The following is a 20,568-nucleotide window of genomic DNA, read 5'->3' on the forward strand; positions in this document are numbered from 1 at the left end:
CGAGCCCGGCACCGGGGGAGGCGCCCGGGGAGCCCGGGCTTCGGGAAGCCCGGCGCGGGGGGAGGGGGCCGCCGCTCAGCGACGGTCCAGTGCCACCCCGCCCAGGGTGCCGCCCGCTCCCGCGCCCGTCAGCTCGCGCCACCAGGCGTCCAGCTCGGCTTCGCCCATCGCGGACCAGTCGGGCGTCTCCTGCACCTGGGCCCGGCCCAGCCGGCGGCCCAGGGCCACCATGGCCCGGCCGACCGCGGTGCGGTCCGCGTCGTAGGCGCCGGTGACCGCCGGCCAGTCGTCCCCGGCCCGCCAGGCCGCCTCCAGGGCGGTGGCGTCCTGGAGCGCCTTGACGCTGCCGCCGCCCGTGTGCGGCCGCGCGACGGTGGCGGCGTCCCCGGTCAGCAGGACGCGGCCGGCCGCGTAGGCGGGGACCTCGACGTCGTGGATGGGCTGGGCGAACATCGTCTCGGCCGGGGAGCGCAGCAGGCACTCGGCCCAGAAGGGGGCGAACCGCCGGGTGACGAGGTCGCGCAGATACGCCGTCAGCGCCGGGCCCAGCCTGCCGGGCGGGAGGCAGGCCGCCGTCCGGGTGGCGGCGTCCGGGCCGCCGGGAGGCTCGGGCGGGGCGGCGTAGAGCACCCAGTTGACGCGGTGCCCTTCGACGGGGTCGGGGATGCGGTAGATCATGCAGTGGCCGCCGGGGAAGACCACGGTGTGGCAGTCGCCCTCGGCCCAGAGCGCCGTGTCCACGGGGGGAGAGGTGCCCCGCCAGGCGAGGTAACCGGCGTACCGGGGAGCGCCCTCCGACTCCGGGAAGAGGGCGGCGCGGACCGCCGAGCGGTAGCCGTCGGCCCCGACGACCGCGTCGAACCGCTCGGTGCTTCCGTCGGCCAGCCGGAGCGTGGCGCCCTCGGCGTCGGGCTCGACGGCGGCGACGGCCGTACCCGAGCGGTAGCGGGCGCTCTCGGGCACCCGGCGCCGCAGCCCGCTCCACAGTGTGCCCCAGCTGTAGGCGCGGAAGTGGAAGGGCTGGGTGGCGATCGTCCGTCCCAGCGGCGCGTCCCCGTCGCGCACGCTCCACACCCGGCGGGAGATCGGCAGCCACGGCACCGCGTCGTCCACATAGCCCGCGTCCCGGAGCTCGGCGTACCGCTCCCGCTGCAGGGTGATGCCCACCCCCCGGTCCCGCAGCGCCCCGGCGGTGCGCTCGAAGACGGTGACCTGGCCGGCCCCGCCCCGCGCCACCGCCACGGCCGCGGCGCAGCCGGCGATGCTCCCGCCGACCACGGCGACGCTGCCTCCCCGCATTCCGCTCTCCCGTCTCGTCGTCGGGCCGGCGGTCGCTGGTCCCGGCGGCCGCGCAGATCCTAGCCGCGATCCCCAACTGCCGCACGGCGCAAGGCTGGAGGACGGTTCAGGGTGTGGCGGGGCCGGTGGGCTCGGGCTGGTGGAACGCCGCGACGACGGGCACGAACAGGCCCAGCAGGGTGAGCAGGGGTTCCCACGGAATGGAGTTTGCTGGCGCTCCCCTTGACGATCCGGACACCGGCTCCTCGAACAGCCGGGCGGCCACGGTCGGTCGGTGTCCGGGTGCGCGATCCGGCGAGCCGGCGCCGTTCAGGGGGTTCACCGAGTGGTGCCGGGCCTCGGGGGTGAGCGCCCCGACGTGGCACCGCGGGTGACGGTGCGGCTTCGATGGGTGCCGGTCGGGGCGGCCGAAATTTGTTCTTACCGAGGGGTAGGCTCCGGGCGGCTCTTGCTATACGTTCTGTCTAACAAGGGGTGGCCGCCCGGCCGCCCTCCTGTGATCCACCGGAGGTGTCGACCATGGCGACGACCGCCACCGGCTGAGGCCGCGCCGCGTCCCGCCCCGCCCCACCCCGCCCGCCGACGGCCCCCCGTCGTGTGGTGAGCCCTGCCCCCGCCTTCCGCGTCGAGTGGACGTGCCGGCCGGCACGAACGACCCACCGGCACCGACGGACAAGGACCCACGCTCGATCCGAGGAGCACTGCCATGGCCAGCAGCACCGTTCGCCCGCACGCCTCCGCGCACGAGGACCGCCCCGACGAACAGGACGTCGCGCGCCGACTGCTCGACTCCGCCGCGACGCTGGCGTACGACCCGGCCACCGAGGTGGACTGGGACACGCCGCTCGACAAGGACTTCCACGGCGCGAGCCCCGAGTGGAGCACCCTCTACGGCACGGCTTACTGGAACGAGCTGACCGAGGCGCAGCGCCGGGAACTCACCCGCCACGAGGCGGCCTCCGTGGCCAGCACCGGCATCTGGTTCGAGATGATCCTCCAGCAGATGGTGCTGCGCGACATCTACGCCAAGGACCCGACCGGCGCCGAGTTCCAGTGGGCGCTGACCGAGATCGCCGAGGAGTGCCGGCACTCGATCATGTTCGCCCGGGGCGCCGCCAAGCTGGAGGCTCCGCCCTACCGGCCCCACCGGGCCGTGCTGGAGCTGGGCCGGGCGTTCAAGACGCTCGCCTTCGGCGAGGCCGCCTACGCGGCGATCCTCGTGGCCGAGGAGGTCCTCGACGTCATGCAGCGCGACTGGATGCGCGACGAGCGGGTCGTGCCGTTCGTGCGGACCATCAACAACATCCATGTGGTGGAGGAGTCGCGGCACATGAAGTTCGCCCGTGACGAGACGCGCAAGCGGCTGCGCCGCGCCGGCTGGGTGCGGCGGCAGATCAACGCGTTCGTCGTCGCCGTCGCCTCCTACTTCATCGTCACCAGCATGGTGAACAAGAAGGTCTACGCGAACGCCGGGCTCGACTCGCAGCGGGCGATCGCCGAGGCCCGTGCCAACGAGCACCACAAGGCGATGATGCGGTCGAGCTGCTCCGGCCTCATGGAGTTCCTGGCCTCCGCCCGCCTGCTCACCAAGCCCGCGCTCGTCTTCTACAAGCGCGCCGACCTGATCTGACCGAGCGAGCTGACGAGTCCCATGGCCTTCGCCATCACCCAGACCTGCTGCAACGACGCCACCTGTGTGTCCGTGTGCCCGGTCAACTGCATCCACCCCACGCCCGAGGAACGGGCCTTCGGCAGCACCGAGATGCTGCACATCGACCCCAGGGCGTGCATCGACTGCGGGGCCTGCGCGGACGCCTGCCCGGTGGACGCCGTCGTCCCCGTGGACCGGCTGAGCCCCGCGCAGAAGGAGTACGCGGACATCAACGCCGCGTATTTCTCCGCCGGTTCGGACGCGTCGGAGGGCGCCGAGCCGCCGGACGCGCCGCCGGCGGGGGCGCAGGAGCACCGCCCGAACTTCCACGCCTGGGGCAAGCCGGTCTTCGACCGGGTCCTGCCGTCCGACTTCCCGCCCCTCCGCGTCGCCGTCGTGGGCACCGGCCCCGCCGGGATGTACGCGGCGGAGGACCTCCTCCTGCACACCGGCGCCGAGGTGACGCTCGTGGACCGGCTGCCCGTCGCGGGCGGTCTCGTCCGCTACGGCGTGGCGCCGGACCACCCGGGGACGAGGAAGGTGGGGGAGACCTTCGCCCGCTTCCACCGCCACCCCAGGGTCCGGATGCATCTCGGGGTCGAGGTCGGCCGGGACGTCACCCCCGCGGAACTGGCCGCGCACCACGACGCCGTCATCTACGCCGTGGGCGCCTCCACCGACCGGCGCCTGCACATCCCGGGCGAGGAGCGGCCGGGCAGCGTCTCGGCCACCACCTTCGTCGCCTGGTACAACGCCCATCCCGACGTCGCCCCCGACGCCGTCGACCTGTCCGCAGAGCGCGTCGTGGTCGTCGGCAACGGCAATGTCGCGCTCGATGTCGCCCGCATCCTGGTCTCCGACCCCGAGGCCCTGGCCGCGACCGACATCGCCGACCACGCCCTGGCCGCCCTGCGCGGCAGCCGGGTGCGCGAGGTGGTGCTGCTCGGGCGGCGCGGGCCGGAGGACGTGGCCTGTACCCGGTCCGAACTGCTGGCCCTGCGGCATCTGCCGGGGGTGCGGCTCGTCGTGGACGACCACGACGAGCGGGTCGGCGCGGCCTTCGACGCGGCGGGCGCGCGGGACAAGGCCGCGGTGCTGCGCGACGTGGAACGGGAGCGGGTGGACTGGTCGGCTCCGCCGGGGCCGGGGCGGCGCATCGTCTTCCGCTTCCACTCGGCCCCGCTGGCGGCGCTCGGTGAGGACGGGCTGCGCGCGGTGCGCACCGCGGACGGCGCGGGGGAACGGGAGATTCCGGCCGGGCTGCTGCTGCGCGCCATCGGCTACCGGGGCGTGGGCGTCAGCGGGCTGCCGTTCGACGAGGCCGCGGGTACCGTCCCGCACGAGCGCGGCCGGGTGACGGGTCATCCGGGCACCTATGTCGTCGGCTGGATCAAGCGCGGGCCCTCGGGCGGCATCGGGGCCAACCGGACGTGTGCCGCCGAGACGGTCGGCACGCTGCTCGCGGACGCCGCAGCCGGAGCGCTGCCCACGCCGGCCGGCGGGGCCAGGGCGTTCCAGCGGCTCGCGCGGCGGCGCAGCCGTCACCTCGTCGACGCCCGCGGTCAGGCCGCGATCGAGCGGGCGGAGACCTCCCGGGGCCGGCGTGACGGGCGTCCCCGCGTCAAGCTGGCCACGGTGGAGGAGCTGGTGGCCACCGCCCGTGGCGGCCCACTGGCACCGCTGCGGCGCCGGGTGCGCACCCCGTCCTGAGACCGGCGGTGCCCGGAAGGCATGGGGGCCGGGCACCGCCGCGCCGTCACCGCCGCCGCGACCGGACTCCGGTGGCGGTGACGTCCGCGGCGATCCGGTGCCGCCCCGGGGAGCCCTCACTCTCAGCGGGCGACGACCCAGGCCGTGCAGTCGGGTGGCAGCATCCCGTCCTCCAGCGGGGCGCTGCCGAGAACGACGTCGCCCTCGGGCAGGGGCGCCGGGGCGTCCCCGAAGTTCGTCGCCGAGATCCAGCCGCCCGGCCGCCGGAAGGCGAGGACCGGCCCGGTGGCGGCGTCCTCCTCCCATCGCAGCTCCTCGGAGCTCTGCAGCTTCCGGCGCAGGGCGAGCGCCTGCCGGTACAGCTCCAGCGTCGACCCCTCCGTGCCGTCCTGCGCCTCCACCGAGGCGGGGCCGAACCAGGGCGGCTGCGGTAGATGGGCGCCCGCCGGGCCGAATCCGAAGGAGGGCCCGTCCACCGTCCAGGGCAGCGGTACCCGGCAGCCGTCGCGGCCCTTGTCCCGGCCCTGCGAGCGGAGGTGCGTCGGGTCCTGGAGCGCGTCCCGGGGCAGGTCGCCCACTTCGTGCAGCCCCAGCTCCTCGCCCTGGTACAGGTAGGCGGAACCGGGCAGGGCGAGCATCAGCAGCGTGGCGGCGCGGGCCCGGCGCAGCCCGAGCGCGGTGTCGAGCGGCGGGTGCGTGCCGTCGCCGCGCAGCCAGGCGCGGCCGTCCTGCCCCAGCGGCCCGGGCACCTGGGGCAGCCCGTAGCGGGTGGCGTGGCGCACGACGTCGTGGTTGGACAGGACCCAGGTGCAGGAGGTGGCCGAGCCGGACGTGCGGGCCAGGCTCTCGTCGATCGTCCGGTGGAAGGCGGCCCGGTCCCAGCCGGCCCGCAGGAGGTCGAAGTTGAACGCCTGGCCGAGCCCCGTGGCGCTGGCGTAGCGGGCGAGCCGCCGCGGGTGCACCCACGCCTCGGCGACGGCGGTGCGGGGAGGGTCGTAGGCGTCGAAGACCTGACGCCACTCGGCGTAGATGTCGGTGACCTCGTCCCGGTCCCAGAAGGGGTGGCTGCCCTCGGCCAGGTGCGGGGCGGGCAGCTCGGCCTGTGGCGGGAGCGGCCCGGCCAGGGACTTGGCGAGGCCGTGGGCGACGTCGACACGGAAGCCGTCGACCCCGCGGTCGGCCCAGAAGCGCAGCGTGGTCAGGAAGTCGTTGCGCACCTCCCGGTTCTCCCAGTTCAGGTCGGGCTGCTCGGGGGCGAACAGGTGCAGGTACCACTGGCCGTCCGGCACCCGTTCCCAGGCCGGGCCGCCGAAGACCGACTCCCAGTCGGAGGGCGGCAGCGCGCCGTCCGGGCCGGTGCCCTCGCGGAAGACGTAGCGGGCGCGGGCGGCCGAGCCCCTCGGGGCGGCCAGCGCCTCGAGGAACCACGGGTGCCGGTTCGAGGTGTGGTTGGGGACGATGTCGACGACGATTCTGATCCCGGCCGCGTGCAGCGTGGCGACCAGGGCGTCGAAGTCGGCCAGGGTGCCCAGCCGGGGGTCGACGTCCCGGTAGTCGTCGACGTCGTAGCCGCCGTCGGCCAGCGCCGAGGGATAGAAGGGGCACACCCACACGGCGTCGATGCCGAGCGAGACGAGATAGGGGACGCGTGACGTGATGCCCTTGAGATCGCCGACGCCGTCGCCGTCGGAGTCGGCGAAGCTGCGGGGGTAGATCTGGTACACGACGGCCTGGCGCCACCAGTCGTGGTGGGGGCGCGGGTCGGGGGTCTGCGTCCGGCCGGTGACGCCCGGCACGGCGGGAACAGGGGGCACTGCGGTCTCCTCGCTGTGCGGGACCGCGTGCGGACGCGGGAGCGGCCCGGGCTGCTCAGAGCCGATCCGCCGACGCCGCCGGACCCCGCGGATGGGAAGCGAATCCGACGTCGGGATGGGTGGGGAACACGTCACGGTCAACGCCTGTCCGGTGCTACCCATTCCCCGTCCGCGGCACACCAGGCCGGGTCCACCCCCGTCCCCGCTCCGGCACTCACCGGGCGTCACGCTATTGAGCAACGCTTAACAACGCTCTACTGTCGGCCCATGGACTTCACGCCCTCGCCCCGCGCCGCCGATCTGACCGCGCGGGTGGACGCCTTCATCCGCGACGAGATCGAGCCGGTCGAGGTCGGCTACCACCGCGAGGTCGCCGCCCGCCGGCACGGCGCGGGCGACGCCTGGGAACCACTGCCGCTCATCGGCGAACTGCGTGCCAGGGCCCGATCCCAGGGGCTGTGGAACCTCTTCCTGCCCGCCGGGCACGAGGGCCCCTACGCCGAGAAGTACGGCACCGACGGCGGCGCCGGGCTCAGCAACGTCGACTACGCGCCCATCGCCGAGCTGACCGGCCGCTCCTTCCTCGCCCCGCACGTGTTCAACTGCAACGCTCCCGACACCGGGAACATGGAGGTGCTGCTGCGGTACGGCACCGAGGAGCAGCGCGCCCGGTGGCTCGAACCCCTCCTCGACGGCCGGATCCGCAGCGCGTTCTGCATGACCGAGCCCGACGTGGCCTCCTCCGACGCGACGAACATGGAGCTGCGCGCCGTCGTCGAGGGCGACGAGGTCGTCGTCAACGGGCGCAAGTGGTGGGCGACGGGCATCGGCCACCCCGACTGCGAGCTCCTGGTCGTCATGGGCCTCAGCGACCCCGGGGCGGACCGTCACCACCGCCACTCCATGGTCCTCGTACCCCGCGACGCGCCGGGGGTGAAGGTCGAACGGATGCTGCCCGCCATGGGTGTCCACGACGAGCCCCACGGCCACGGTGAGGTGTCCTTCACCGACGTGCGGGTGCCCGTCGCCAACCTCCTCGTCGGCCCCGGCCGGGCCTTCGAGATCGCCCAGGGCCGTCTGGGCCCCGGGCGCGTCCACCACTGCATGCGCCTCGTCGGCCTGGCCGAGCACGCCCTGCGGCTCGCCTGCGAACGCGGGCTGGCCCGCACCGGGTTCGGCAAGCCGCTGATGAACCTCGGCGGAAACCGCGAGCGTGTCGCCGACGCCCGCATCGCCATCGACTCCACCCGCCTCCTCGTCCTGCACACCGCCTGGAAGCTGGACACCGCCGGGCCGCTGGGCGCCCTGAGCGAGGTCAGCCAGATCAAGGTGGCCGCGCCCAACACCGCCCAGCGGGTCATCGACTTCGCCGTGCAGGTCCACGGCGGCGCCGGCCTCTCGGACGACTTCCCCCTCGCCGCGGCCTGGACGGCGGCCCGCGCCCTGCGGCTGGCCGACGGCCCCGACGAGGTGCACCGCGCGCTCGTCGCCCGCCTGGAACTGGCCAAGTACCGGGCGGAGGGGGAGCGCCGATGAGCCGCCGCGTCCTGGTCACCGGCGGCGCCTCCGGACTCGGCGCCGCGCTCGCCGCGGGCTTCGCCCGGCAGGGCGACCGCGTCCTCGTCACCGACCGGGCCGCGGAGCCCGGCACGCTGCCCGCTACCGCCGCCTACCAGCGGCTCGACGTCACCTCCGACGCCGACTGGGCCGCCGCCCGCACCCGGGTCGAGGAGGAGTGGGGCGGCCTCGACGTCCTCGTCAACAACGCCGGCGTCGCCGCCGGGGGCCGCATCGACGTGCTCACCCTGGAGGACTGGCGCTGGATCACCGACATCAACCTGTTCGGCGTCGTCCGCGGCTGCCGCACCTTCACCCCCGTGCTGAAGGGCCAGCGCTCCGGCCACATCGTCAACATCGCCTCCATGGCCGGGCTCGTGCACCCGCCGGGCAGCGCCTCCTACAACGCCGTCAAGGCCGCCGTCGTCGCGCTGAGCGAGACCCTGCGCCACGAGCTGACGCCCTACGGCATCACCACGTCCGTCGTGTGCCCCTCCTACTTCCGCACCAACCTCGCCGACTCCCTGCCCGGCAGCGACCCGCTGATGGAGAAGATGGCGAGCCGGCTCATCACCCGCTCCCGGCTCGACGCGGACGCCGTGGCCGCGATCGTCCTGGAGGGCGTGCGCAAGGGCCGGGGCGTCGTCCTCACCGACCGGGCCGGGCGGCGGGCGTACTGGAGCAAGCGGCTCCTGCGGCCCCTCTACGACCGGCAGATGCACGCCTTCGGGCGGCGCATCCACCGGGACGCCGAGGACGGCGCCGCACCGGGCACGGGCCGGACCGGGGGCGGGACCGGAAGCGGGAGAGAGAGCGGGAAACATGAGGGGCAGTGACACGATCCCGTCCGTCGTCAGGAGGCCGGTGTGAGCGACACCGAACACGTCCCCGGAGCCACCGACGTCCCCGACGTCCCCGACGTCCCCGACGTCCCCGACGTCCGCGACGTCCGCGACGAGGACGCCTTCGACGCCGCAGCCGTCGCCCGCTGGCTGCGTGAGCGCGCGGGGGACACGGCCGGGCTCGACGGTACGCCTCAGGTGCGGCAGTTCTCCGGCGGTGCCTCGAACCTCACCTACCTGCTGCGCTACCCCGACCGCGAGCTCATCCTGCGCCGCCCGCCGCACGGGCAGAAGGCGGGCGGCGCCCACGACATGGGCCGGGAGTACCGCATCCAGCGGCAGCTGGCGCCCGTCTTCCCGTTCGTGCCCGCCATGGTGGCGTTCTGCGAGGACTCCTCGCTGCTCGGCTCGCCCTTCTACGTCATGGAACGCCTCACGGGGCACATCCCCCGCAAGGAGCTGCCGCGAGGCGTCGAGCTGACGCCCGGGCAGACCCGTGAGCTGTGCACCAACGTCCTCGACCTGCTCATCGACCTGCACGGTGTGGACCCGGCCGCCGCCGGGCTGACCGACCTCGGCAAGGGCGAGGGCTACGTCGGGCGGCAGGTCGCCGGCTGGTCGAGGCGCTACCGCGGGGCCAGGACGTGGAACGTGGGCTCTGCCGAGACGGTGATGGAGTGGCTGGACGCCCACCAGCCCCCCGACCGCGGCGTCTGCCTCATCCACAACGACTTCCGCCTCGACAACGTCGTCCTGGACGCCGACGACCCGACCCGTCCCGTCGGGCTGCTCGACTGGGAGATGGCCACCCTCGGCGACCCGCTGATGGACCTCGGGGGCGCCCTGGCGTACTGGGTCGAGGCCGAGGACGGCCCCGCCTTCCGCCGCTTCCGCCGTCAGCCCACGCACCTGCCCGGGATGCTGACGCGCGCGGAGGCCGTCGCCTACTACACCTCCCGCACGGGACTGGAACTCACCGAGCGGGAGTGGGCGTTCTACGAGGTCTTCGGCGTTTTCCGGCTCGCCGTCATCTGCCAGCAGATCTACTACCGCTACCACCACCGGCAGACCACCAACCCGGCCTTCCGGCACCTGTGGCTCGCCACCCGCATGCTGGAGCGGCGCTGCCACCGCGTCATGCGGCGGGCCGACGGCTGAGCGTGCCGCCCCCGCTCCGGCGCGGCGAGGCCGCCTCCGGGGCCGTCGCGCCGCGCCCGTGGCGTGCGGGCGCCAAGCGGCAGCCCTGCCTGCCCGTTATCGGGATTGTTCTGTTTCGGTGGCGGACGCATGGCGTTGGCCGTCACGGCCAGGGCCATGGACGCCGTGGCATCGGCGGAGGTGGGGGTGACACGCCCCCGCCTGGGGGCGGGGCTTTGGGGATGGCTCCCGGAAGTTCCTGCTGCGTCGCCGGACGCGGTGGTGCACGTGCCTGGGGGCTGCCCCGGAGCCGGGGCAGCCGTCGGCCGGGTTCGCGGTGGAGCGCTCGCAAGCGGAGCCGGTGTGCGCGTTCGGCGCCTCGGGCAGGTCCAGGCCTGGGGCTTCGGCTTCAGCGCCTTCTGCCTCAGCCAGGACCCTCCCCGTGACGTGAGAGGGGCGCGCCGGGAGCCCCGGCGCGCCCCTCTCACGTCACGGGGACGGAGGGCTCACGAGCGCCGGTGCCGGCCGGAGGCGGGCTTCATGCGCTTGGCCAGGAAGACGGCGACGGCCAGCACGGCGAGCGCGAGCACCACCTTGGAGAGCACGCCCACGTAGTTCTCGACGACGTGCCACTGGTCGCCGAGCCAGTAACCGGCCATGACCAGCACCGTGTTCCAGATCGCGCTGCCCAGGCTCGTCAGGATCAGGAACGTGGGCACCGGCATGCGTTCCACGCCCGCCGGAACGGAGATGAGGCTGCGGAAGACGGGCACCATCCGGCCCATGAAGACCGCCTTCCGGCCGTGCTTGGCGAACCATGCCTCCGTCTTCTCCAGGTCGGAGGTCTTCACCAGGGGAAGGCGCTCCCACACCGCGTACATGCGTTCCCGTCCCAGCAGCGCCCCGATCCAGTACAGGGCGACCGCGCCGACGACCGAGCCGAGCGTCGTCCAGAACAGCGCCGAGGCCAGGGACAGGACACCCTGACCCGCGGCGAAGCCGGTGAGCGGGAGGATGACCTCGCTCGGCAGCGGCGGGAAGAGGTTCTCCAGCGCGATGGCCAGACCGGCCCCGGGGCCGCCCATGGTTTCCACCAGGCCGGTGGCCCAACCCGCGATGCCACCGGTGGGCTCGCCTTCCAGAGCCAGGTTCACGGAGTGCATGTACAGCCTTTACGAGTCGAGGTCGGGCCTTTACCGTGCCCGAACCTACGGGGCGCGCCGTGGCGCCCGCGACCGGGGTGGCCACCGAGGCGGGGTGGGGTTCCCCCGAGCCCAAACGAAGGACCACCGACGGCAGTTCCCCGCCGGCGGCCGGAGCCGTGGCCGAGGCCGTGGCGGGAGCGGCGGCCGGAGCCGTGGCCGCAGGAGGCCGGACACGAGCACGGGCGCCCGCTCCCCGGGCGGAAAAGCGGAAAAGCCGGACGCGGCGACTTAGGCAGTCCTACGCTGAGTGCGTGGCAGGAGCATCCGGCCGGGTGCTGGTGGTCGACGACAGCACGGTGATCCGGCAGCTGATCAGGGTGAACCTCGAACTGGACGGGTTCGAGGTGCTGACGGCTGCCGACGGAGCCGAGTGCCTCGACGTCGTCCATCACGTGTGCCCCGACGTGATCACCCTCGACGTGACGATGCCCCGGCTGGACGGGCTGCGCACCGCCGAGCGACTGCACGCCGACCCCCGGACCCGGAGCATCCCCGTCGCCATCGTCAGCGCCTGCAGTCAGCTCGGGGCCGGACGGGGCGTGGACGCGTTCCTGGCCAAGCCCTTCGAGCCGGCGGAGCTGGTGCGGCTCGTGCGTCGGCTGCGCCAGGGCGGCCCGGCGCCGGGCCCGCCCCTGCCGCCCGGGGTGCCGGCCCAGCTTCCTCCGTCACCGTCCGTGGCGGGGGATGCGGAATCCGTGGTCCGGCGTCCCTGAGGCTGAAACGGATTGGCTCGCCCAGCCCTCCTCTCCTTACGCTGACCTCGTGACCCCCGCGCAGCTCTCCCGCACCGTGCGGCACGCGTGGTGCCGTGCCGTCGCCGACGGGGCGCTACCCGCACGCGCCGGGCTGCCCGACCGGGTCACCCTGCGCCGCCCCCCGCACGGCGACGCCGACTACGCCTCCAACCTCGCGCTGCGTCTCGCCCCCGGCACCGGCCGCAGTCCGGCCGACGTCGCCGCCGTCCTGCGTGAGCGGCTGGCGGCCGAACCCGGCATCGCCCGGGTCGAGGTCGCGGGGCCCGGTTTCCTCAACATCACCGTGCGCGACGCGCACACCGCCGTCCTCGCCGAGCTCCTGGCCCGGCCCCGGCCCGCGAGGCTGCCGGAGGACCCGGCACGCGACGCCCGGCGTTGGGGCGAGCTCACCGGCGCCCCCGTGAACCACGAGCGGCGCGCCGCGAACCCGCTCTTCCGGGTGCAGTACGCGCACTCACGCGCCCGTGCGCTCCGCGCGGGCGCCCACGCGCTCGGCTTCGGAGCCGAGCCCGGTCCCGCCCCCGGCGCACCCGAGGCGGCCCTGGGCGCGCTGCTGGCCGAGGCCGACCGCGTCACGGCCACCGGGGACGGCGAGGCCCTGGCCCGGTACCTGCTCCGCGTCGCCGACGCCTTCCTGGACGTGCTGTACGGGCCCCGGGCCGTGCTGCCCCCGGGAGACGAGAAACCCGAGGCCGCCCACCGCGCCCGGCTGGCCCTCGCCGAGGCCGCCGGGACGGTGCTGGCCGGCGGCCTGACCCAGCTCGGCATCAGCGCACCCGACCACCTCTGAGGGGAATCAGAGCACGCCATGAGCCGTTCCGCCCACCCCGCCGGGCCCCGTCACGCCGACGTGCTGCCCGAGGGCCACTACATGCCGCCGCCCGCCGACCTCAACGCCCTCGACGCGCACATCTGGTCCCGGACGACCACCCGTGACGAGCGCGGAGTGCTCACCGTCGGCGGGAAGAGCGTCCTCGACCTGGCCGCCGAGTTCGGCACCCCGGCCTTCTTCCTCGACGAGGCCGACTTCCGGGCCCGCTGCCGGGCCTGGCGCGACGCCTTCGGCGAGGACGCCGACGTCTTCTACGCGGGCAAGGCGTTCCTGTGCCGGGCCGTCGTGCGCTGGCTGCGCGAGGAGGGCCTGAACCTCGACGTGTGCTCGGGCGGCGAGCTGGCCACCGCCCTGGCCGCCGGGATGCCGCCGGAGCGCATCGCGCTGCACGGCAACAACAAGTCCACCGCCGAGCTGCGCCGCGCCGTCGAGGCCGGGGTGGGCCGCATCGTCGTCGACTCCTTCCAGGAGATCGCCCGCGTCGCCCACCTGGCCGGGGAGCTGGGCCGCCGCCAGCGCGTCCAGATCCGGGTGACGGTCGGGGTCGAGGCGCACACCCACGAGTTCATCGCCACCGCGCACGAGGACCAGAAGTTCGGCATCCCCCTCGCCGAGGGGCAGGCGGCCGAGGCGGTGCGCCGGGCGCTCAAGCTGGACGCGCTGGAGCTCGTGGGCATCCACTCCCACATCGGCTCCCAGATCTTCGACACCTCCGGCTTCGAGGTGGCCGCGCACCGCGTCGTCTCGCTGCTGCGGGACGTGCGTGACGAGCACGGCGTGGAGCTGCCGGAGATCGACCTCGGCGGCGGGCTCGGCATCGCCTACACCGCCGAGGACGACCCGAGCGATCCGGCGGACATCGCGGCCTCGCTCAACGCGATCGTGCGCCGCGAGTGCGAGCTGGCCGGGCTCGCGGTGCCGCGGCTGTCCGTGGAGCCGGGCCGTGCCATCTCCGGTCCGACGACGTTCACCCTCTACGAGGTGGGCACGGTCAAGCCGCTGCCCCACCTGCGCACGTACGTGAGCGTGGACGGCGGCATGTCGGACAACATCCGCACCGCGCTCTACGACGCCGAGTACACCGTCGCGCTCGCCTCCCGCACCTCCACCGCGGAGCCGATGCTCGCCCGGGTGGTGGGCAAGCACTGCGAAAGCGGCGATATCGTCGTGCGTGACGCCTTCCTCCCCGCCGACCTCGCCCCCGGCGACCTGCTGGCCGTACCGGCCACCGGTGCCTACTGCCGGTCGATGGCCAGCAACTACAACCACGTGCCGCGCCCGCCCGTCGTCGCGGTGGCGGACGGCGCCGCCCGGGTCATCGTCCGCAGGGAGACGGAGGAGGACCTGCTGCGTCTCGACGTGGGCTGAGCAGAGTCCGCGCGGAGGAGCGGAACACACCGTGAGAACGACGTTTCACATGCTGGACCTCAGGGGGAATACCCGGTCCGGTGGGTGAGACTTGTAGCACCGACATCGACGAGAGACGAGGTCAGATGATGCGTACGCGTCCGCTGAGGGTAGCGCTGCTTGGCTGTGGAGTCGTGGGCTCCGAGGTGGCGCGCCTGATGACGACGCACGCGGACGACCTCGCGGCCCGCATCGGCGCCCCGGTCGAGCTGGCCGGGATCGCCGTGCGGCGGCCCGACCGGGTGCGGGCGGGCGTGCCCGAGCACCTGATCACCACGGACGCCCGGGCCCTCGTCACCCGGGAGGACGTCGACGTCGTCGTGGAGGTGATCGGCGGGCTGGAACCGGCCCGTGCGTTGATCACCGCCGCGTTCGAGAGCGGCGCCAGCGTGGTGTCGGCCAACAAGGCGCTGCTCGCCGAGGACGGCCCGACGTTGCACAAGGCGGCCGAGAAACACGGCGCCGACCTCTACTTCGAGGCCGCCGTCGCGGGCGCCATCCCGCTGGTGCGGCCGCTGCGCGAGTCGCTGGCCGGGGACACCGTCAACCGGGTGCTCGGCATCGTCAACGGCACCACCAACTTCATCCTCGACCGGATGGACACCCAGGGCTCGGGTTACTCCGAGGCCCTGGACGAGGCCACCGCGCTCGGCTACGCCGAGGCCGACCCGACTGCCGACATCGAGGGCTTCGACGCCGCCGCCAAGGCGGCCATCCTCGCGGGCATCGCCTTCCACACCCGGGTGGGCCTGGACGACGTGCACCGCGAGGGCATCACCGAGGTCACCGCCGCCGACATGGCCTCCGCCCGCCGCATGGGCTGCACCGTCAAGCTGCTGGCCATCTGCGAGCGCGCCGCGGACGGGCGCAGCGTCACCGCCCGCGTCCACCCGGCGATGATCCCGCTCAGCCACCCGCTGGCCTCCGTCCACGAGGCGTACAACGCGGTCTTCGTGGAGGCCGAGGCGGCCGGGCAGCTCATGTTCTACGGCCCCGGCGCGGGCGGCTCGCCCACCGCCTCGGCCGTGCTGGGCGACCTGGTCGCCGCCTGCCGCAACAAGCTGAGCGGCGCGCGCGGGCCGGGGGAGTCGGCCTACAGCCGGCTGCCGGTCAGCCCGATGGGCGAGGTCGTCACGCGGTACCACATCAGCCTGGACGTCGCCGACAAGTCCGGCGTCCTCGCCCAGTGCGCCCTCGTCTTCGCGGAGCACGGGGTGTCGATCGACACCGTCCGCCAGCAGGGCAAGGACGGCGTCGACGGCGAGGCCTCCCTCGTCGTCGTCACCCACCGGGCAACCGACGCCGCGCTGGGCGCGACCGTCGAGGCACTGCGCCGACTGGACACCGTCCGCGGCGTGGCCAGCATCATGCGGGTCGAAGGGGAATGAGAGAGATGTCCGCAACCGTAGGCGCCCACCGCGCCGCCACCCACCAGTGGCGGGGCATCATCGAGGAGTACCGCGACCGGCTGCCGGTGAGCGACTCCACGCCGGTGGTCACCCTGGGGGAGGGCGGCACGCCGCTCGTGCACGCCCAGGTGCTCTCCGAGCGCACCGGGTGTGATGTGTATCTCAAAGTCGAGGGCGCCAACCCGACCGGCTCCTTCAAGGACCGGGGCATGACGATGGCCATCTCCCGGGCCAGGGAGGAGGGCGCCAAGGCCGTCATCTGCGCCTCCACCGGCAACACCTCCGCGTCCGCCGCCGCCTACGCGGTGCGCGCGCGCATGGTCTGCGCGGTGCTCGTGCCGCAGGGCAAGATCGCACTCGGGAAGATGGGCCAGGCTCTCGTCCACGGGGCGAAGATCCTCCAGGTCGAGGGCAACTTCGACGACTGCCTGAGCCTCGCCCGCGGGCTGTCCGACAACTACCCGGTCTCGCTGGTCAATTCGGTGAACCCGGTCCGCATCGAGGGGCAGAAGACGGCTGCCTTCGAGGTTGTCGACCGCCTGGGTGACGCCCCTGACGTGCATGTTCTGCCGGTGGGCAACGCAGGCAACATCACCGCCTACTGGAAGGGGTACCAGGAGTACGCCGCCGACGGGATGGCCTCCCGCACCCCCCGGATGTGGGGGTTCCAGGCCGCGGGCTCCGCCCCCATCGTCCGCGGCGAGCCCGTCAAGGACCCGCAGACGATCGCCACCGCGATTCGCATCGGCAACCCCGCCTCCTGGGCGTTCGCCGAGGCCGCGCGGGACGCCTCGGGCGGGCTCATCGACGAGGTGACCGACCGTCAGATCCTCGCCGCCTACCGGCTGCTGTCCGCGCAGGAGGGCGTGTTCGTCGAGCCCGCCTCCGCCGCCTCCGTCGCCGGCCTGCTCAAGGCCGCAGAGCAGGGCCTGGTGGACACGGGCCAGCGCATCGTGTGCACCGTGACGGGCAATGGGCTCAAGGACCCCGACTGGGCCGTCGCCGGCGCCCCACAGCCGGTCACCGTCCCGGTCGACGCGGCGGCCGCCGCCGCCCGGCTCGGCCTGGCCTGAGTCCGGCCGTTCATCGCCTGACCAGCGCCTATTCCCGGATACGCGCAGTGCTCACAGCGACGGGTGCACGGGCTCGGCCACGACACGCATCGTGCGCCTCCCGTGCGCCCTGTGGAGCCACTGAACCTTCCTTCGATAGGCTGTTGTCATCCCCGCCCGTCGTGCACGCATGTGCCAAGGGCCACTGCCGCGCGCCGTCGCGGCCACCCAGGGAGCCGAACCCCACGTCGGCCGCCCCCGGGGGCAGTTCCATACTCACCGAGCACTTCCACCGACCAAGGAGAGTCATCGAGCGATGGCCGGTCCAGCCTTCCGAGCCGCCGCCGTCCGGGTACGGGTGCCCGCCACCAGCGCCAACCTCGGGCCGGGCTTCGACGCCCTCGGCCTGTCCCTGGGCCTGTACGACGACGTCGTCGTCCGCGTCGCCGACTCGGGGCTGCACATCGACATCGCCGGTGAGGGGGCCGACACCCTTCCCCGGGACGAGAGCCACCTCCTCGTCCGCTCGCTGCGCACCGCCTTCGACGCGCTCGGCGGCCAGCCGCGCGGCCTGGAGATCGTGTGCGCCAACCGCATCCCGCACGGCCGCGGCCTCGGCTCGTCCTCCGCGGCCATCTGCGCCGGGATCGTCGCCGCCCGCGCCGTGACCACCGGCGGGCCCGAGCGGCTCGACGACACGGCGCTGCTGGAGCTGGCCACCGAGATCGAGGGCCACCCTGACAACGTCGCCGCCTGCCTGTTCGGCGGCTTCACCCTGGCCTGGACGGAGACGGGCGCCGCCCGTGCCATCCGGATGGAGCCCGCCCCGGGCCTCGTTCCCGTCGTCTTCGTGCCCGGCAAGCCGGTCCTCACCGAGGCCGCGCGCGGGCTGCTCCCGCGCACCGTGCCGCACGTGGACGCCGCCACCAACGCGGGCCGCGCCGCGCTGCTCGTCGAGGCGCTCACCCGCCGGCCCGAACTGCTCCTGCCCGCCACCGAGGACCGGCTGCACCAGGAGTACCGGGCCCCCGCCATGGCCGACAGCGTGGAGCTGGTCGCCCGGCTGCGCGCCGAGGGCGTCCCCGCGGTCATCTCCGGCGCCGGGCCCACCGTGCTGGCCCTCACCGAGGACGGCTCGGTGGCGAAGGCCGAACGGATCGCCCAGGCCGCAGGAGCGGGCTGGGCGGCTAACCGGCTCGCCCTCGACCTGTCCGGCGCCGTGGTGCTGCCACTCGGCGGCAACGGCTCCGACCCCGACCCGCACACCCGCGCCGAGCAGGCGCATAACCGCAGCGGTCAGGGGCAGTGACACGATTGCCGGTCTTGGAGAGGGGGAATGTTTGAAAGAGCCGGTAGTGTTAACCTCAAGTCTGCGTCCGCAGCCGAAAGTGGTGCGGCGCACAGCGTCCCGTTACGGGGCCACCCTCTCTTCCGGGAGCCACCCACACTGTCCGAGCAGCATGCCGAGCAGTGCCGAGCCTGCCCCGGAACCGGCGCCAACGACGCAGGTCAGCCTGCCGCGCCAGGCGTCACACACTTTTGTGATGAATTGATCTTTCCGCCGTACGCACAGGCGGGACCACCGCCCCGGCACGGTCCACACGAACAGGGCCGCAGCCGGACAGCACAACCGGTCGCCGAGCCAGACAGGCCGACGTCCGCTCCAGGGAAGGACCCTTCGTGAGCGACACCACCGATCTGATGGGCGTGAACGCCGACGCGCCTGCCACGGACGCCTCTGCCGCGCCTGCCACCGGTGCTTCCTCCGGCACCGCCGGACGGCGGCGCCGCTCCGGCACCGGCCTTGAGGGCATGGTCCTGGCGGAGCTGCAGCAGGTCGCTTCCGGCCTCGGTATCCGGGGCACCGCACGGATGCGCAAGAGCCAGCTCATCGAGGTCATCAAGGAGAAGCAGGCCGAGAACTCCGGTGCCCGGGGCTCGGCCGGCGAGAGCGGGACCGACCAGCCCGCCGAGAGCAAGCCCAAGCGCCGTTCCACCTCCCGGGCCCGCACCGGGGAGGCCGCCCAGGGCGAGGGCGCCGGGGCCGACAAGGGCGCCGCCCAGCAGCAGATCGACATTCCCGGCCAGCCCGCCAGCGACGAGGCCGGACGCCGGGGCAAGGGCGAGCAGCCCGCCGAGCAGCCCGCGAAGGGCGGCAAGGCGGACAGGGCCGAGAAGGCCGAGAAGGCGGAGAAGGCGGACAAGCCGGCCAAGAGTGAGAAGGCCGAGAAGGCCGCCGACACCGCCGAGGGCAGGGCCGACGCCACCAAGCAGGACACGCAGAAGGCCGACTCGGGCAGAACCGAGGGCGGCAAGGGCGACTCCGGCCGCGGTGGCGACGGCAAGCAGGGCGGTCAGGGTGGTCAGGCCGGCCAGGGCGGTCAGCAGGAGCGCCAGAGCAAGCGCGACCGCCAGCGCGACCGCCGCAAGGGCGACGGTGGCGGCCAGCAGCAGGGCGGCGGCCGTCAGCGCGACGACGACGACTTCGACGGCGGGCGCCGCGGGCGCCGGGGCCGTTACCGGGACCGCCGGGGCCGCCGCAACCGCGACGAGCAGTTCGAGCCGCAGATCGCCGAGGACGACGTCCTGATCCCGGTCGCGGGCATCCTCGACATCCTCGACAACTACGCGTTCGTGCGCACCTCCGGCTACCTGCCGGGCCCGAACGACGTGTACGTCTCCCTCGCCCAGGTCCGCAAGAACGGTCTGCGCAAGGGCGACCACGTCACCGGCGCGGTCCGCCAGCCCCGCGAGGGCGAGCGGCGCGAGAAGTTCAACGCGCTCGTCCGCCTCGACTCGGTCAACGGCATGTCGCCCGAAACCGGCCGCGGCCGCCCGGACTTCACCAAGCTCACCCCCCTGTACCCGCAGGAGCGGCTGCGCCTGGAGAACGACCCGGGCGCGCTGACGACCCGGATCATCGACCTCGTCTCGCCCATCGGCAAGGGCCAGCGCGGTCTGATCGTGGCCCCGCCGAAGACCGGCAAGACCATGATCATGCAGGCGGTGGCCAACGCCATCACCCGCAACAACCCCGAGTGCCATCTGATGGTCGTCCTCGTCGACGAGCGTCCGGAAGAGGTCACCGACATGCAGCGGTCGGTGAAGGGCGAGGTCATCTCCTCGACCTTCGACCGCCCCGCCGAGGACCACACCACGGTCGCCGAGCTGGCCATCGAGCGGGCCAAGCGCCTGGTCGAGCTGGGCCACGACGTCGTCGTCCTGCTGGACTCGATCACCCGTCTGGGCCGCGCCTACAACCTGGCGGCCCCGGCCTCCGGTCGCATCCTCTCCGGCGGTGTGGACTCCACGGCGCTGTACCCGCCGAAGAAGTTCTTCGGTGCCGCCCGCAACATCGAGGACGGCGGCTCCCTGACGATCCTCGCCACCGCGCTGGTCGAGACCGGCTCCCGGATGGACGAGGTCATCTTCGAGGAGTTCAAGGGCACCGGCAACATGGAGCTCAAGCTCGACCGGAAGCTGGCCGACAAGCGCATCTTCCCCGCGGTGGACGTCGACGCGTCCGGCACCCGCAAGGAGGAGATCCTCATGGGCAGCGAGGAGCTGAGCATCGTCTGGAAGCTCCGCCGCGTCCTGCACGCGCTGGACCAGCAGCAGGCCATCGAGCTCCTGCTGGACAAGATGAAGCAGACGAAGTCCAACGCCGAGTTCCTCATGCAGATCCAGAAGACGACGCCGACCCCCGGCAACGGCGACTGAGATCCGCACCGGGCCGCGTGGGACGCGGCCCGCACGGCCCACCGCCCGCGAAGGGGCCGCACCCGACGGTGCGGCCCCTTCGCCGTGCCCGGCGGTGCCCGGCGGTGCCCGGCCGTGCCCGGCGGTGCCCGGCCCCTTCGCCGTGCCCGGCGGTGCCCGGCGGTGCCCGGCCGTGCCC

The 20,568-nt window shown here is 73.8% G+C and carries 16 protein-coding genes; 12 read left to right on the top strand and 4 right to left on the bottom strand.

Annotated features, from left to right (window positions below; all coding sequences use genetic code 11):
• Positions 1-75 precede the first annotated feature (75 nt).
• Positions 76-1,299: an FAD-dependent monooxygenase gene (locus tag HPT28_RS19625; protein WP_219092462.1), complete on the bottom strand. Its 1,224-nt coding sequence runs from the start codon at positions 1,297-1,299 to the stop codon at positions 76-78.
• Positions 1,300-1,405: 106 nt separating this feature from the next.
• Positions 1,406-1,564 (bottom strand): hypothetical protein, encoded by a 159-nt coding sequence (locus tag HPT28_RS19630; RefSeq protein ID WP_219092463.1) that lies wholly within the window; start codon positions 1,562-1,564, stop codon positions 1,406-1,408.
• 441 nt (positions 1,565-2,005) lie between these two features.
• Here HPT28_RS19630 and HPT28_RS19635 point away from each other — a divergent pair, with 441 nt between their 5' ends.
• Entirely contained in the window at positions 2,006-2,929 is a 924-nt protein-coding gene (locus HPT28_RS19635; protein WP_219092464.1) for a diiron oxygenase, read from the top strand.
• A 21-nt stretch (positions 2,930-2,950) separates the two neighbouring features.
• A complete protein-coding gene (locus HPT28_RS19640) occupies positions 2,951-4,660 on the top strand; it encodes an FAD-dependent oxidoreductase (protein WP_219092465.1) in 1,710 nt (569 codons plus the stop codon).
• 122 nt (positions 4,661-4,782) lie between these two features.
• Here HPT28_RS19640 and HPT28_RS19645 read toward each other — a convergent pair whose 3' ends face one another.
• Positions 4,783-6,474, bottom strand: coding sequence for a glycoside hydrolase family 13 protein (locus HPT28_RS19645; protein ID WP_374226987.1), 1,692 nt, complete (start codon positions 6,472-6,474; stop codon positions 4,783-4,785).
• Between the two features lie 267 nt (positions 6,475-6,741).
• Here HPT28_RS19645 and HPT28_RS19650 point away from each other — a divergent pair, with 267 nt between their 5' ends.
• The 3 genes from HPT28_RS19650 to HPT28_RS19660 are packed head-to-tail and all read left to right on the top strand — an operon-like array spanning position 6,742 to position 10,031.
• On the top strand, positions 6,742-8,010 hold the full coding sequence (locus tag HPT28_RS19650) for an acyl-CoA dehydrogenase family protein (RefSeq protein WP_219092467.1): 1,269 nt from the start codon (positions 6,742-6,744) through the stop codon (positions 8,008-8,010).
• Positions 8,007-8,867 carry an SDR family NAD(P)-dependent oxidoreductase gene (locus tag HPT28_RS19655; RefSeq protein WP_219092468.1) on the top strand — a complete coding sequence of 287 codons (861 nt, stop codon included), beginning with the start codon at positions 8,007-8,009 and terminating at the stop codon, positions 8,865-8,867. The genes HPT28_RS19650 and HPT28_RS19655 overlap by 4 nt, the downstream gene beginning before the upstream one ends.
• 30 nt (positions 8,868-8,897) lie before the next feature.
• On the top strand, positions 8,898-10,031 hold the full coding sequence (locus HPT28_RS19660) for a phosphotransferase family protein (RefSeq protein ID WP_219092469.1): 1,134 nt from the start codon (positions 8,898-8,900) through the stop codon (positions 10,029-10,031).
• Positions 10,032-10,516: 485 nt separating this feature from the next.
• Here the strand turns inward: HPT28_RS19660 and HPT28_RS19665 are convergent, their stop codons facing one another.
• Positions 10,517-11,173, bottom strand: a complete 657-nt coding sequence (locus HPT28_RS19665) for a DedA family protein (protein WP_219092470.1) — start codon at positions 11,171-11,173, stop codon at positions 10,517-10,519.
• 293 nt (positions 11,174-11,466) lie between these two features.
• Here HPT28_RS19665 and HPT28_RS19670 point away from each other — a divergent pair, with 293 nt between their 5' ends.
• The 7 genes from HPT28_RS19670 (at position 11,467) to rho (ending at position 20,390) form a co-directional block, all read left to right on the top strand.
• A complete protein-coding gene (locus HPT28_RS19670; protein WP_308119379.1) occupies positions 11,467-11,928 on the top strand; it encodes a response regulator in 462 nt (153 codons plus the stop codon).
• Positions 11,929-11,977: 49 nt separating this feature from the next.
• Positions 11,978-12,760 carry a DALR anticodon-binding domain-containing protein gene (locus HPT28_RS19675; RefSeq protein WP_219092471.1) on the top strand — a complete coding sequence of 261 codons (783 nt, stop codon included), beginning with the start codon at positions 11,978-11,980 and terminating at the stop codon, positions 12,758-12,760.
• 18 nt (positions 12,761-12,778) lie between these two features.
• Positions 12,779-14,170 (top strand): diaminopimelate decarboxylase, encoded by a 1,392-nt coding sequence (lysA, locus tag HPT28_RS19680; protein ID WP_219092472.1) that lies wholly within the window; start codon positions 12,779-12,781, stop codon positions 14,168-14,170.
• A gap of 125 nt (positions 14,171-14,295) precedes the next feature.
• A complete protein-coding gene (locus HPT28_RS19685) occupies positions 14,296-15,597 on the top strand; it encodes a homoserine dehydrogenase (protein WP_219092473.1) in 1,302 nt (433 codons plus the stop codon).
• 5 nt (positions 15,598-15,602) lie between these two features.
• A complete protein-coding gene (gene thrC, locus HPT28_RS19690; RefSeq protein WP_219092474.1) occupies positions 15,603-16,691 on the top strand; it encodes a threonine synthase in 1,089 nt (362 codons plus the stop codon).
• 295 nt (positions 16,692-16,986) lie between these two features.
• Complete coding sequence (gene thrB, locus HPT28_RS19695; protein ID WP_219092475.1) at positions 16,987-17,979, top strand: homoserine kinase; 993 nt, start codon at positions 16,987-16,989, stop codon at positions 17,977-17,979.
• Between the two features lie 371 nt (positions 17,980-18,350).
• Positions 18,351-20,390 carry a transcription termination factor Rho gene (gene rho, locus HPT28_RS19700; RefSeq protein ID WP_219092476.1) on the top strand — a complete coding sequence of 680 codons (2,040 nt, stop codon included), beginning with the start codon at positions 18,351-18,353 and terminating at the stop codon, positions 20,388-20,390.
• Positions 20,391-20,568 lie beyond the last annotated feature (178 nt).

The sequence above is a fragment of the Streptomyces sp. JJ38 genome (genome assembly GCF_019303475.1).
Lineage (GTDB): Bacteria > Actinomycetota > Actinomycetes > Streptomycetales > Streptomycetaceae > Streptomyces.